General features: G+C 69.5%; 17 protein-coding genes. 9 read left to right on the forward strand and 8 right to left on the reverse strand.

Features of this window, described 5'->3' with window-relative positions; translation table 11 throughout:
• Positions 1–5 precede the first annotated feature (5 nt).
• The 8 genes from alr to ACYVJJ_RS11775 all read right to left on the reverse strand — a co-directional run bounded on the left by alr (position 6) and on the right by ACYVJJ_RS11775 (position 6,897).
• Positions 6–1,097, reverse strand: coding sequence for an alanine racemase (gene alr, locus ACYVJJ_RS11740; RefSeq protein ID WP_460833788.1), 1,092 nt, complete (start codon positions 1,095–1,097; stop codon positions 6–8).
• 40 nt (positions 1,098–1,137) lie between these two features.
• A complete protein-coding gene (locus ACYVJJ_RS11745; protein ID WP_460833790.1) occupies positions 1,138–1,350 on the reverse strand; it encodes a KTSC domain-containing protein in 213 nt (70 codons plus the stop codon).
• Between the two features lie 94 nt (positions 1,351–1,444).
• On the reverse strand, positions 1,445–2,857 hold the full coding sequence (locus tag ACYVJJ_RS11750) for a replicative DNA helicase (protein ID WP_460833791.1): 1,413 nt from the start codon (positions 2,855–2,857) through the stop codon (positions 1,445–1,447).
• A gap of 227 nt (positions 2,858–3,084) precedes the next feature.
• Entirely contained in the window at positions 3,085–3,537 is a 453-nt protein-coding gene (gene rplI / locus ACYVJJ_RS11755; protein WP_460833792.1) for a 50S ribosomal protein L9, read from the reverse strand.
• A 109-nt stretch (positions 3,538–3,646) separates the two neighbouring features.
• Positions 3,647–3,877, reverse strand: a complete 231-nt coding sequence (rpsR, locus tag ACYVJJ_RS11760) for a 30S ribosomal protein S18 (RefSeq protein WP_031372470.1) — start codon at positions 3,875–3,877, stop codon at positions 3,647–3,649.
• Between the two features lie 12 nt (positions 3,878–3,889).
• Positions 3,890–4,312, reverse strand: a complete 423-nt coding sequence (rpsF, locus tag ACYVJJ_RS11765; protein ID WP_460833794.1) for a 30S ribosomal protein S6 — start codon at positions 4,310–4,312, stop codon at positions 3,890–3,892.
• Positions 4,313–4,697: 385 nt separating this feature from the next.
• Positions 4,698–6,494 (reverse strand): DUF885 domain-containing protein, encoded by a 1,797-nt coding sequence (locus ACYVJJ_RS11770; RefSeq protein ID WP_460833795.1) that lies wholly within the window; start codon positions 6,492–6,494, stop codon positions 4,698–4,700.
• 67 nt (positions 6,495–6,561) lie between these two features.
• On the reverse strand, positions 6,562–6,897 hold the full coding sequence (locus tag ACYVJJ_RS11775) for a HesB/IscA family protein (protein ID WP_460833797.1): 336 nt from the start codon (positions 6,895–6,897) through the stop codon (positions 6,562–6,564).
• A 132-nt stretch (positions 6,898–7,029) separates the two neighbouring features.
• Between ACYVJJ_RS11775 and asnS the strand changes: the two genes are divergently transcribed.
• The 9 genes from asnS to ACYVJJ_RS11820 are packed head-to-tail and all read left to right on the forward strand — an operon-like array spanning position 7,030 to position 13,544.
• On the forward strand, positions 7,030–8,430 hold the full coding sequence (gene asnS, locus ACYVJJ_RS11780) for an asparagine--tRNA ligase (RefSeq protein WP_460833799.1): 1,401 nt from the start codon (positions 7,030–7,032) through the stop codon (positions 8,428–8,430).
• Positions 8,430–8,735 (forward strand): hypothetical protein, encoded by a 306-nt coding sequence (locus ACYVJJ_RS11785; protein WP_460833801.1) that lies wholly within the window; start codon positions 8,430–8,432, stop codon positions 8,733–8,735. Before asnS ends, ACYVJJ_RS11785 begins: the two co-directional genes overlap by 1 nt.
• Complete coding sequence (locus ACYVJJ_RS11790; RefSeq protein ID WP_460833802.1) at positions 8,735–9,040, forward strand: hypothetical protein; 306 nt, start codon at positions 8,735–8,737, stop codon at positions 9,038–9,040. Before ACYVJJ_RS11785 ends, ACYVJJ_RS11790 begins: the two co-directional genes overlap by 1 nt.
• A 2-nt stretch (positions 9,041–9,042) precedes the next feature.
• Positions 9,043–9,675, forward strand: a complete 633-nt coding sequence (locus ACYVJJ_RS11795; protein WP_460833804.1) for an FMN-binding negative transcriptional regulator — start codon at positions 9,043–9,045, stop codon at positions 9,673–9,675.
• A gap of 1 nt (position 9,676) precedes the next feature.
• On the forward strand, positions 9,677–10,462 hold the full coding sequence (locus ACYVJJ_RS11800; RefSeq protein ID WP_460833806.1) for an SDR family oxidoreductase: 786 nt from the start codon (positions 9,677–9,679) through the stop codon (positions 10,460–10,462).
• Positions 10,463–10,472: 10 nt separating this feature from the next.
• Positions 10,473–11,909, forward strand: coding sequence for an aldehyde dehydrogenase (locus tag ACYVJJ_RS11805; protein WP_460833808.1), 1,437 nt, complete (start codon positions 10,473–10,475; stop codon positions 11,907–11,909).
• Complete coding sequence (can, locus tag ACYVJJ_RS11810) at positions 11,906–12,571, forward strand: carbonate dehydratase (protein WP_460833810.1); 666 nt, start codon at positions 11,906–11,908, stop codon at positions 12,569–12,571. The genes ACYVJJ_RS11805 and can overlap by 4 nt, the downstream gene beginning before the upstream one ends.
• Complete coding sequence (locus tag ACYVJJ_RS11815) at positions 12,568–12,996, forward strand: RidA family protein (RefSeq protein ID WP_460833811.1); 429 nt, start codon at positions 12,568–12,570, stop codon at positions 12,994–12,996. The genes can and ACYVJJ_RS11815 overlap by 4 nt, the downstream gene beginning before the upstream one ends.
• Complete coding sequence (locus ACYVJJ_RS11820) at positions 12,993–13,544, forward strand: 3-hydroxyanthranilate 3,4-dioxygenase (RefSeq protein WP_460833813.1); 552 nt, start codon at positions 12,993–12,995, stop codon at positions 13,542–13,544. The genes ACYVJJ_RS11815 and ACYVJJ_RS11820 overlap by 4 nt, the downstream gene beginning before the upstream one ends.
• The last annotated feature ends 37 nt before the right edge of the window (positions 13,545–13,581 follow it).

Here is a 13,581-nt window from a genome sequence, read left to right on the forward strand (position 1 = left end):
GCCCGTCAGCGCTCGGTGAAACGCACGCGGCGAGTGATCGAACACGTCAGCTCGTAGCCGATCGTGCCCGCGGCCGCACCGATCGTCTCGACCGGCAATTCACCGCCCCAGAGCACCACCGGGCTGCCGACGCGCGCGCCGGGCACGGGCCGGAGGTCGACGGTCATGAGGTCCATGGAGACGCGGCCGATCACCTGAGTCGGGCGGCCGTCGACGAGCACCGGCGTGCCGGCGGGCGCGGCGCGCGGATAGCCGTCGCCATAGCCGATCGCGGCGACACCAACGTCCATGTCCTCCGGGCATTCCCAGGTGCCCGCATAGCCGATCCGGCCGCCGCGCGGCACGCGGTTCACCGCGATCAGGCGCGTCGAGAGCGTCATCGCCGGGCGCAGGCCGAAGTTCGCCCCGTCGCGGCCGTCCACCACGGAGATCCCGTACAGCGCACCGCCAGGGCGAACCCAGTCGTCGTGCGCCTCGGGCCAGCCGAGCACCGCCGCGGAGTTCGCAAGCGAGCGGGCACCCGGCAGGCCGGCGGTCACCTCGCGGAAGACGGCGATCTGCTCGCGCGTCTGCGCGCCACGCGAGGCGCTGTCGGCGAACTCGTCGGAGCTCGCGAAGTGGTTCATCAGCACGACGTCGCCCACCACGCCCTGCAGCGCGGTGAGGCGCGCGTGCGCGGCGCGGTAGTGGCCCGGCGCGAAGCCGAGCCGGTGCATGCCGCTGTCGAGCTTGAGCCAGCAGTCGATCGGCTCGCCCGGCGTCGCCTGCTCGAGCATCTCGAGCTGGCTCGCATGGTGCACCACCGTCGACACGGCCAGCGCACGCAGCCGGTCGATGTCGGTCGCCTCATCGAAGCCGGACAGCAGCAGGATCGGCTGGGAGATGCCCGCTGCGCGCAAGCGCTCGGCGTCGGAGAGCGCCGCCACGCCGAAGGCGTCGGCGCCCGCCAGCGCCCGCGCGACGCGCTCCAGCCCATGGCCGTAGCCGTCGGCCTTGACGACGGCCATGACGCGGCTGCCCGGCGCGCGTGCGCGAATCTGGCCGAGGTTGTGACGCAGCGCGTCGACGTGGATGGTCGCGGAAGTAGGTCGGGCCATCGCGACAGTCTAGCGGCGGCTGCCGGCGCCGGCAGCCGCCTCAGTGCACCAGTGCGAACTCGTAGCGGTCGCGCACGCGCTCGCTGAAGTAGGCACCCTGCGAGGGCGCGGCGAGCAGCCGTTGCACCTCGCTCTGCGGCACGCCGAAGTACTGGTAGACGCGGCCGCTGTTGAATTCCACTTCGAGCACGCGCTGCGCCGCGTCGTAGCCAACGCTGGCCAGGGCCTCGGATTCGAGAGTTATGCGTTCCACCCGTGCAGGCTAGGCGCGCGCCGTCTCATCCGACGTGAACCGCGCGGAGCGCCGCGACCCCGGTTCAGCCGGTGGTCGTGTTCGCCGGGAGGCCCTACTCGAACGAGCCGATCGAGTCGTGCGAGAGGTTGTCGAAGCGGGTGTATTCGCCGAAGAACTTGAGCTTGAACGAGCCCGTCGGGCCGCTTCGCTGCTTGCCGATGATCACCTCGGCAAGGCCCTTGTCCGGCGAATTTTCCTTGTTGTAGTAGTCGTCGCGATAGATGAAGACGATCATGTCCGCATCCTGCTCGATCGCGCCGGATTCGCGCAGGTCGGCCATGACGGGGCGCTTGTCGGTGCGCGTCTCGAGCGAGCGGTTGAGCTGCGACAGCGCGATCACCGGCACGCCCAGCTCCTTCGCGAGGCCCTTGAGCGAGCGCGAGATCTCGGAGATCTCGGTCGCGCGGTTCTCGTTGTTGCCCGGCACGCTCATCAGCTGCAGGTAGTCGATGACGATCAGGCCGAGCCCGTGCTCGCGCTTGAGGCGACGGCACTTCGACGCGAGCTTCGCCGGCGACATCCCGGGCTCGTCGTCGATGAAGATCTTCGCCTCGCGCAGCTGGCGGATCGCACCGGTCACGCGGCTCCAGTCCTCGTCCTCGAGCTGGCCGGTGCGCAGGCGCTGCGCATTGACGCGTCCGACCGACGAGATCAGGCGCATCGCGAGCTGCGCCGACGACATTTCCATCGAGAACACGGCCACCGGAAGGCGGCTCTTGAACGCCGCATACTCGGCGAGGTTGAGCGCGAGCGTCGTCTTGCCCATCGCCGGGCGTGCCGCGAGGATGATCAGGTCGGTCTTCTGCAGGCCGGCGGTCATCTCGTCGAATTCGGTGTAACCCGTCGACAGCCCGGTGACGCCGCTGCCGTTGGCATAGCGCGTCTGCAGCTCGTCGAACGCCTCCGACAGCGCCTTGGTGACCGGCGTGAAGTCCGCGCGGCCCGTGCGGTGCGCCTGCGAGATCGCGAGGACCTCGCGCTCGGCCTCCTCCAGCACCTCGGCGCTCTCGCGGCCGTCGGGCTGGAAGCCGTTGTTGACGATCTCCGTGCCGACCTCGATCAGCTGCCGCAGGATCGCCTTGTCGCGAACGATCTCGGCATATGCGGTGATATTCGCGGCCGACGGCGTGGTGCTCGCGAGCTCGACGAGGTAGGCGCCGCCGCCCACGAGCTCGGACTGCCCCGTCGACTCGAACCACTCACCGAGCGTCACCGCGTCGAACGGACGGTTCTTCTCCGCCAGCTCGCGGATCGCGCGGAAGATCATCTGGTGGTCGCGGCGGTAGAAGTCCGACTCGCTGACCTGGTCGGTCACGCGGTCGTAGGCGTCGGGCGCGAGCATCAGGCCGCCGAGTACCGCCTGCTCGGCCTCGACGGACTGCGGGGGGACGCGCAACTGGTCGATGCGCGACTCGGCGCGCGTCTCGAATCGTTTCTCGTTGCGGAAGCCTGCGCGTGCGCTCATCGAATACTGCCTCGGGCCGCGGTCGCGGCGAAAATCACCGGGCCATCCTAGCCAGCGCGGCACTGCATCCGTTGCAGATAAGTCTGTGGACAAGTCGGGATAAGTCGACGGCGTTGTCGCATGGCCCCGTCTCGCGCGCTGCGATCGACCGACGCGACGGCCCGCGCTCTGCCCCGGAACGACGAAGGGCGCCCGGAGGCGCCCTTCGTGACCGCTCGGAGCGTGGATCAGGCCTGTTCGCCGACCACGATCACCTTGACGGTCTGCTCGATGTCCGCGTGCAGGCGCACGATGACCTCGTACTCGCCCGTGCGGCGGAACGGGCCTTCGCCCAGCACCACCTCCGACTTGTCGACCGGGTGGCCGAGCTTGGTGAGCTGGTCGGCGATGTCACGCGGGGTGACCGAGCCGAACAGCTTGCCCTCGGCCGAGGCGTTCGCGGTCAGCGTGACCTCGACACCCTCGAGCTCGGCGCGGCGCTTCTCGGCGCCCTCGAGCTGCGCCTTGGCCTTCGCCTCGAACTCGGCGCGGCGCGCCTCGAAGTCGGCGAGGTTGGCGGCCGTGGCCGGCGTGGCCTTGCCCTGCGGGACGAGGAAGTTGCGGCCGTAACCCGGCTTTACGTTCACCTTGTCGCCGAGCTTGCCGAGGTTGGTGACGTTCTGGAGAAGAATGAGCTGCATGATGGTGCTCCGTATTCGTTAGTGCCGCGCGGCGCTTGCCGGGCGACACAGCGGATCGCTGTCCGAATGGAAGTGCGCGCCGCCACCCGGAGGCGACGGCGCGTCGCGATTACGCGTTGTGGTTGTCGGTGTACGGGATCAGCGCGAGGAAACGCGCGCGCTTGACCGCCGTGGCCAGCTGGCGCTGGTACTTCGACTTGGTGCCCGTGACGCGGCTCGGAACGATCTTGCCGGTCTCGGTGAGGTACTGGCGGAGCGTGTTGAGATCCTTGTAATCGATCTCCTTGACGCCCTCGGCCGTGAACTTGCAGAACTTGCGGCGACGGAAGAACTTGGACATGGTCGTGATTCCTTAGGCGGCTTCGGCGTTGTCGGAGGTGTCGGCGGCCGGAGCGGCATCGCCGTCATCGTCGCGGCGGCGGCGCTCGCCACGCTCGCCCTTGTCGCCCTTCTCGTCCTTGAACTTCATGATCAGCGACTGCTCGGTGTCGGCCTCGTCGCGCTTCATGACGAGGTGGCGGAGCACGGCGTCGTTGAAGCGGAAGCTGTCGACGAGCTCGTTCATCGTGGCCTGCGAGGCCTCGATGTTCATGAGCACGTAGTGCGCCTTCACCAGGTTCTGGATCGGGTACGCCAGCTGGCGGCGGCCCCAGTCTTCCAGGCGGTGGACCTTGCCCTCGGCGGCTTCGATCAGCGACTTGTAGCGCTCGATCATGGCCGGGACCTGCTCGCTCTGGTCCGGATGGACCAGGAACACGACTTCGTAGTGACGCATGGTGGATTCCTTGTGGATGGTCGGCGGATTCGCCGGTCAGCCCCCCGTCCGATCCCTCCGGCGGTGGAGCAAGGTCACCGCGACAGGACGCCGCGGAGCCGGAAAGTATGGCAGCTCAAGCACTTGCGTGCAAACCGCGTGAAGCCGGGCGAGGCTCGAACCGTCCTGCCGCCAGGCCATCGCGTTGCTGGCTGCAGCCCTGCCGGGACCGGTAGGCGACACGTCTCGCGTCGCCGCTCCCCGCCGGCGCGCTTGGCTGCCCGCACCTGCGGTGACGCCCCGGGTCGGCAGCGGAACGGGTACCGGCGGTCACCCGGCACGGCTCGGACGCAAGCCCGCTGCGACGACCGGCCCCACCGGGCGAACGCCGGACCGGCCGGGTCGATCAGCCGGCCGGGCGCGCCTTCTGCCGCTCGATCCACGCGTCGATATGCGTCTCCAGGACCTGCAGCGGCACCGCGCCGGTCTCGAGCACGGCGTCGTTGAAGTCCCGCAGGTCGAAGCGCGGGCCGAGCGCCGTCGACGCGCGCTCGCGCAGCTCGGAGATCTTCAGCTGGCCGATCTTGTACGCGAGCGCCTGCCCGGGCCACGAGATGTAGCGATCGATCTCGTTGACCACGTCCTGGCGCGTCTTCGGGGCATTGTCCATGAAGTACTGGATCGCGCGGTCGCGGCTCCAGCCCTTGCTGTGCATGCCCGTGTCGACCACGAGCCGCACCGCGCGCCACATGTCGTAGGCGAGCTGGCCCATGCGGTCGTAGGGGTCGTCGTACAGGCCCATGTCGTAGCCCAGGCGCTCCGCGTAAAGGCCCCAGCCCTCGCCGTAAGCGGTGAAGTAACCGGCCCGGCGGAACTGCGGCACCTCGGGCAGCTCCATCGCGCGCGAGATCTGGAAATGGTGGCCCGGCACGGCCTCGTGCAGCGAGAGCGCCATCATTTCCCAGGTGGGCCGCACCTCGGGCTTGTAGAGGTTGACGTAGTAGAAGCCGGCGCGGCTGCCGTCGAGCGCGGGGCGCTGGTAGTAGGCGGTGGTGGTGTCCGGCGCGATCGCGTCGGGAATCGGACGCACGCCATAGGGCATCCGCGGAATGGTGCGGAAGACCTTCACCAGCTCCGGATCGATGCGCTTGGAGATCGCCTGGTAGGCCTCGAAAAGCTCCTCGGGCGACTTCTTGAAGTACTTCGGATCGGTGCGCAGGTGGTCGAAGAACTCGGCGAGCGTGCCCGTGAAGCCGACCTCGGCGCGCACCTTCTCCATCTCGGCGCGGATCCGCGCGACCTCCTTCAGGCCGATCTGATGGATCTGGTCGGCCTTGAGGTCGGTCGTCGTGAACGACGCGGCGAGGAAGTCGTAGTACTCGCGGCCGTCCGGCAGGCTCGCGGCCGCGATCTCCGCGCGGGTCTTCGGCAGGTACTCGCCGGTGAAGAACGCCGAAAAGTCACGGTAGGCCGGCACCACGCGGGTGCGGATCGCCTCCGCGGCGCGCGTCCGCAGGCGGACGCGATCGGCTTCGGCGATCGTGTCCGGGAACTTGCGGAACGGGACGAAGAAGCGGCTCTTCTCCGGGTCGTCGACGATCTGTGCGGCGATCTGCGCAGGGATGCGCTCCATGAGCACGCGCGGGGGCGTGTTGCCGGCCTTGACCCCGGCGCGCATCAGCGCGGTCGTCTGCTCGAGCATCGTGGGCAGGGCTTCGAGCCGCGCGATCCAGTCCTCGTAGTCCTTGACCGTGTTGAAGCGCAGCAGCTCCACCATCTCGTCCGCGGTCTGCACGCCGCCACGCTGGCTCACCGGCCGCTGCCACTCGTTGAACTTCTGGCGCTCGACGGCGCGCTCGAGGTCCCATGCGAAGACGTCGTAGTTGAGGCGGTCGGCTTCCGAAAGGGCGGCGCGGTCGATCGCTCGGAGGCGTGCGAGCACCGCACGGTCGGCGGCGGCGCGCTGCTCGATCGCGGCGAGGGAATAGTCGGTCCAGCGATCGTTGAAGCGCAGGTCGCCGTTCGACGAAGCACCCTCGGGGCTTTCGCGCAGGCCCCGCTCCCATTCCTCGGCGAACAGGCGGTGCAGCTGGCGGGCGGCGTCGGGCTGCGGTGCGGAAGCGGCCGGTACCGCCTGCGCGTGGACGACGGGTGCGGCGAGCGCCGCGGCGAGTGCGGCGACGAGGACGAGCGGACGGATCATGGAGGCCTCCAGCGACAGTGGCCGGAGTCTAGCGCCGCCATTACCCGGGCGGCGCGTGCCGGGCGGGTCAGCCCTTGTCTTCGGTCGTGAAGCTCTCGCCGCAGCCGCATTCGGCGCGCACGTTCGGATTGCGGAAGACGAACTGCTCGCCGAGCTTCTGCTTCACCAGGTCGATCTCGGTGCCGTCGACGATCGGCAGGCTCGCATCGTCGACATAGATGCGCACGTCGTCCTGGAAGAACACTCGGTCGCCGGTCTTGGCTTCCCGGGCGAGGTCCGCGACGTACTGCCAGCCCGAGCAGCCGGTGCGCTTCACGCCGAATCGCAGGCCCAGCGCGTCGGGCGTCTCGACGAGGTAACGGCGGACGCGGTCGAGGGCGGCGGGGGCAAGCGAGACGGCCATGGGAGACGGAACCGGAGGCGGGACGGGGCCAGTATAGGTGCGCGGGTACGAACGGCTGCCGACTGCACGTAAACTCCCTGTTCCACATCGGGCCCTATGGCCGGGATTTCAAGACATGGCGGTGGTCAGCGCATGACGGTCATCAGTGTTCAGCAGGCGCTCGCGGGCCGGGTTCCGGTGGGCGGCGAAGTCACCGTTCGCGGCTGGGTACGCACCCGCCGCGACTCGAAGGCTGGCCTGAGCTTCGTGAACGTCAGCGACGGCTCGTGCTTTGCGCCGATCCAGGTCGTCGCGCCGGCCGACCTCCCCAACTACGAGGACGAGGTCAAGCGCCTCACCGCCGGCTGCTCGGTGATCGCGACCGGCACGCTCGTGCAATCGCAGGGCCAGGGGCAGTCGTTCGAAATCCAGGCCTCCGCGATCGAGGTCGTCGGCTGGGTGGAGGATCCGGAAACCTACCCGATCCAGCCGAAGGCACATTCGCTCGAATTCCTGCGCGAGGTCGCGCACCTGCGCCCGCGCACGAACCTGTTCGGCGCGGTCACCCGCATCCGCAACACGCTCGCGCAGGCGGTCCACCGCTTCTTCCACGAGCGCGGCTACTTCTGGATCAACACGCCGATCATCACGACGTCCGATGCCGAGGGCGCGGGCCAGATGTTCCGCGTCTCGACGCTCGACATGGTCAACCTGCCGCGCGACAAGGCCGGCAAGGTCGACTTCTCGCGCGACTTCTTCGGGAAGGAGGCCTTCCTGACCGTCTCCGGCCAGCTGAACGTCGAGGCCTACTGCCTCGCGCTGAGCAAGGTCTACACCTTCGGCCCGACGTTCCGCGCGGAGAACTCGCACACCACGCGTCACCTGGCCGAGTTCTGGATGATCGAGCCGGAGATCGCGTTCGCGGACCTCGCCGAGGACGCGTCGGTCGCCGAGGACTTCCTCAAGTATCTGTTCCGCGCCGTGCTCGACGAGCGCGCGGACGACATGGCCTTCATCGCCGAGCGCGTGCAGAAGGACGCCATCACGCGCCTCGAGGGCTTCATCAACGCGCCGTTCGAGCGCATCGAGTACTCCGATGCGATCGGGCTGCTGCAGAAGTCCGGCGAGAAGTTCGACTTCCCGGTCGAATGGGGCCTGGACCTGCAGACCGAGCACGAGCGCTGGCTTACCGAGCAGCACGTGGGCCGCCCGGTGGTGGTCATGAACTATCCCGAGCACATCAAGGCGTTCTACATGCGCCTCAACGACGATGGAAAGACCGTCGCCGCGATGGACGTGCTCGCGCCCGGCATCGGCGAGATCATTGGCGGCAGCCAGCGCGAGGAGCGCCTCGACGTGCTCGATACGCGCATGAAGCAGTTCGGCCTCGATGCCGAGCACTACGGCTGGTACCGCGATTTCCGTCGCTACGGCAGCGTGCCGCATGCGGGCTTCGGGCTCGGCTTCGAGCGGCTGGTGGTCTACGTCTGCGGGCTGTCGAACATCCGCGACGCGATCCCCTACCCGCGCGCACCGGGCCAGGCGGAGTTCTGATGCTGCTGTTCTTCGCCCTCTGCTCGATCGGCGTGGCGATCGCCGGGCTCACCGCGCTGGTCATCTTCTGGCCGCTCGCGCTCGTGCACATCCGCGACCGGCACCCGGCACTCGCGTCGGAGCTCGGCGAGAACGCATTCTTCCGCGGCTCGGCCTGGATGTGGCTGTTGCGCGGCGACTACCGCGAAACCCCGGACCGCGGCCTGAGCGGACTCGCGACGCCTGCACGCGTCTCGCTGCTGACGATGCTCGGCGGCCTGGTCGCGGCCTGGCTGCTCTGGGTCGCCGATTACTGGATGGGCTGATGGACGCGACACGTGACGAATGGTGGCTCGCCACCGCGGGCAATACGCTGATCTGGGCGCGCCTGCGCGTGCTCGAGGCCGGCACCGCCGAGGTCTTCGACTGCGACGGCGCCACCCTGCCCTACGACAGCGAGGACAGCGCACGCGCCGCGCTGATGGATGCCGAATTCGTGTCCTACGATGGCCTCGACGCGGACGACGCCGCCGACCGCGGCTTCGAACTCGACTCGATCGCCCCGCCGCAGCCCGCGGACGAGGACACCCTGCGCGCGCGCATGATCGTCCGGCTGCCCAAGCGCCACTGACCGTGTACGTCCCGTCCGCCTTCGCCGAGCGTGATCCCGGCTGGCTGGACGCCTTCCTCGATGCGCACGACTTCGCGACGCTCATCACGACGACGCCGGACGGACCGTTCGCGAGCCACGTGCCCGTGCTGGTCGATCGCGGCGAGCGGCGGGTGGTGACCGGGCACCTCGCACGCGCGAACCCGCAGGCGCGCCACGCAGGCCCTGCGTTGCTGATCGCGCAGGGCCCGCATGCCTATGTCTCGCCGTCGTGGTACCCCGACAAGGCGACGATGGCGCGCGTGCCGACGTGGAACTACGTCGCCGTGCACCTCGCCGGCGCGCTCGAATTCTTCGACGACGAGCCGGCGCTCGCCGATCTCGTGGATCGACTTTCGCGCCGCCACGAGGCGCGCGTCGGCGGCGATTGGCATTTCGACCTCGCCGACGAGGCCGAGCGCGTGCAGCTTCGCGGCATCGTCGGCTTCCGGCTCCTCGTCGACCGCGTCGACGCGAAGGCCAAGCTGAGCCAGAACCACCCCGATGCCAATCGCCGTGCGGTCGCCGACCGCCTGCTCGGCGCTGTCGAGCCGCGCGAGCGCTCGGTCGGTGCACTGATGGACGCGACACTGCGCGTTCGCGACACGGAGACCTGACATGGACCTCGACCTCACCGGCCGGCACGCACTCGTCTGCGGCGGCTCCGAAGGCATCGGCCGCGCGACGGCACATGAGCTCGCCGCGCTCGGCGCGAGCGTGACCGTGCTCGCGCGCCGGGCCGAGGCGCTGGAGGCCGTCGTGTCCGCGCTGCCGCGTACCGGCGCGCAGGCGCACGGCTGGATCACCGCCGACGTCGCCGACGTGGACGCGCTGCGCGGGAAGGTGGCGACCGCGGTCGCGGACAGGCCCGTGCACATCCTCGTCAACAACACCGGCGGGCCGCCCGGCGGGCCCGCCTGCGAGGCCACGCTCGATGCCTATCGCGACGCGTTCGCCCGCCACGTCCTCGCGGGGCAAGTGCTCGTGCAGGCGGTGGTCGCAGGCATGCGTGCGGCTGGCTGGGGACGCGTGGTGAACGTGGTCTCGACGTCGGTGCGCGAACCGATCCCGAACCTCGGCGTGTCGAACACGATCCGCGGTGCGGTCGCCAGCTGGGCGAAGACGCTCTCGCGCGAACTCGCGCCGCAGGGGATCACCGTCAACAACGTGCTCCCGGGCTACACGCGCACGGGTCGGCTGGACCAGATCCTGGCCGACCGGTCGCGCGCGACGGGGCAGACCGAAGAGGCCGTCGCCGCGGCGATGCGCGCCGGCGTCCCGGCCGGCCGCTTCGCCGAGCCCGCCGAGATCGCCGCGGCGGTGGCCTTCCTGTGCAGTCCGGCCGCGGGCTACGTCAACGGCGTCAGCCTGGCCGTCGACGGCGGCCGCATGCAGTCCATCTGAGGCGATGCCGATGCTGCGCCTGCACCACTGGATCGACGGCCGGGCGACGCTGCCCGCGGGCGGTCGCTGGCTCGACGTGCACGACCCCGCGTCCGGCGAGGTGTTCGCGGAGGTCGCGGCCGGTACGGCGGCGGATGTCGAGGCGGCCGTCGTGGCGGCATCCGCCGCGGCGCCGGGTTGGGCGGGGCTGCGCAACAGCGAGCGGGCCCGGTGGCTCGAGCGCATCGCCGACGCGCTGGAAGCGCGGCTCGACGCGTTCGCCGCTGCCGAGTCGCGTGATGCGGGTAAGCCCCTGCGCGTCGCGCGCAGCATCGACATCCCGCGCGCGGTGGCGAACTTCCGGTTCTTCGCGCACGCGGCGACGCAGTTCGCGAGCGAATCGCATCACGGCGAAGCCGGCCTCAATTACACGCTTCGGCAGCCGCTCGGCGTAGTCGCGGCGATCTCGCCCTGGAACCTTCCGCTCTACCTGCTGACGTGGAAGATCGCGCCGGCGCTCGCGGCGGGCAACGCCGTGGTGGCGAAGCCGTCCGAGGTGACGCCATGGACGGCGACGCTCCTGGGCGAGCTGGCCGCCGAGATCGGATTTCCGCCCGGCGTGCTCAACATCGTCCACGGGCTGGGGCCGGACGTCGGCGAGCCGCTGGTCGGCCACGCGGTGGTCAAGGCGGTGTCGTTCACGGGCAGCACGGCCGTCGGCCGGCGCATCGCGAGCGTCGCGGCGCCCGCGCTGCGGAAGGTCTCGCTGGAACTCGGCGGCAAGAACGCCACCCTGGTGTTCGCCGACGCGCCCTGGCGCGAGCACCTCGACCTTCTCGTCCGGTCGGCCTTCCAGAACTCCGGCCAGATCTGCCTCTGCGGCTCGCGGCTGCTCGTCGAGCGCCCGATCCACGACGAATTCCGCACGGCCTTCGTCGAGCGCGCGGCCGCGCTCCGTCCAGGCGATCCGGCCGACCCCGCCACCGACCTCGGCCCGCTCGTCTCGCAGGCCCACTTCGACAAGGTCGTCGCCGCGCTCGCCCGCGCACGCGACGAGGGGGCCACCGTCCTCTGCGGCGGCGGCCCGATCGACCGCGCCGGCTGGTTCGTGGCGCCGACCGTGCTGGAGGGCCTCGGGCCCGACTGCGCCAGCAATCGCGACGAGATCTTCGGCCCGGTCGTCAGCCTGCAGCCGTTCGACGACGAGGCCGAGGCGCTCGACCTCGCCAACCGCGGCGACTACGGCCTGTCGGCGTCGGTCTGGACGCGCGACCTCGGCCGCGCGCACCGCCTCGCCGAGCGCCTGCGCGTCGGCATGGTGTGGATCAATACCTGGATGCAGCGCGACCTGCGCACGCCCTTCGGCGGCACCGGCGCCTCCGGCCTCGGCCGCGAGGGCGGCATGGAAGCGATGCGTTTCTTCACCGAGCCCAAGAACGTGGGCCTCTGCCTCGAGAACTGCCCGTGACCCAGACCATCACCGATCTCCTCGAACGCAACCGCGGCTGGGCCGAACGCGTCTGCAAGGAGGACCCGGAGTTCTTCAGCCGCCTTTCCCAGCAGCAGGCGCCGGAATACCTCTGGATCGGCTGCTCGGACTCGCGCGTGCCGGCGAACCAGATCATCGACATGGCGCCGGGCGAGGTCTTCGTCCATCGCAACATCGCCAACGTGGTGGTGCACACCGACCTGAACTGCCTGTCGGTCATCCAGTTCTCCGTCGACGTGCTTCAGGTCAAGCACATCCTCGTCGTCGGCCACTACGGCTGCGGCGGCGTACACGCGGCACTGACACAACGGCGACTCGGGCTGGCCGACAATTGGGTGCGTCACGTTTCCGACGTGGCGGAAAAGCACAGTGGCTGCCTGCAGGCACTGGGCGACGAGCGGGGCCGGCACGATCGCCTGTGCGAACTCAACGTGCTGGAACAGGTGGTCAACGTCTGCCAGACCACCGTCCTGCGCGACGCCTGGGCCCGTGGACAGGACGTCTCGGTGCACGGCTGGGTCTACCGTCTCGAGGACGGCCTGGTGCGTGACCTCGGGCTCCATGTCGATGGCCGCACCCCACTCGCCGACCGCTACGCCGAAGCACTCGCCCGACTCGAATCCACGGAGCGCACCGCATGAGCGACAGCATCATCCTCGAGGGCAATGCCCCCCGCCCCGTCGGCCTGTATCCGCATGCGCGTCGCGTGGGGAACCTGCTCTTCCTTTCCGGCATCGGCCCGCGCGACCCGGACACCAATGCGATCCGCGGCGACGTCCACGACGAGAGCGGCCACCTCGTCTGCTACGACATCGAGGCGCAGTGCCGCGCGGTCTTCAAGAACGTGCGCAACGTGCTGGAGGCGGCCGGCGCGACGTGGGACGACCTCGTCGACGTCACCGTCTACCTCACCGACCTCGTCCACGATTTCCGCGTCTACAACGAGATCTGGGCCGAGTACTTCCCGGACGCGGCCAACGCGCCCTGCCGCACGACCGTCGGCGTGAGCTACCTGCCGACGCCGATCGCCATCGAGCTCAAGTGCATCGCGGTGGTCCGCGAATGAAGCTGCCCGGCCCGATCGACCTGCAGCGCTGGGTCGACGAGCATCGCGAGCTGCTGAAGCCGCCGGTGGGCAACAAGTGCATCGTCGACGGCGACTACATCGTCATGATCGTGGGCGGGCCCAATGCGCGCACCGACTACCACTTCGAGGAAGGCCCGGAGTTCTTCTACCAGCTCGAGGGCGAGATGCTGCTGCGCATCCAGGAAGATGGCGCGGTGCGCGACATCCCCATCCGTGCGGGCGAGATGTTCTACCTGCCGCCGCGCGTGCCGCACAGTCCGCAGCGCAGTGCCGGCGGGGTCGGCCTGGTGATCGAGCGTCGGCGCCTGCCGCACGAGGACGACGCGCTCATGTGGTTCTGCGAGCGCTGCAATGCACAGGTGTACGCGGAGTTCTTCCACCTCGTCGACATCGAGCAGGACTTCTTCCGCGTCTTCGAGCGCTTCTACCGCGACGATGCGCTGCGCACCTGCAAGGCCTGCGGACACCTGAACCCGCGCCCGAGCCGCTACGAGCTGCAGGCCGACTCGGAAGCGGACATCACCTGACGCGCCCGTACGGTCGGCGCTCAGCACTCGGGTATCT

The sequence above is a fragment of the Lysobacter humi (ex Lee et al. 2017) genome (assembly GCF_054781815.1).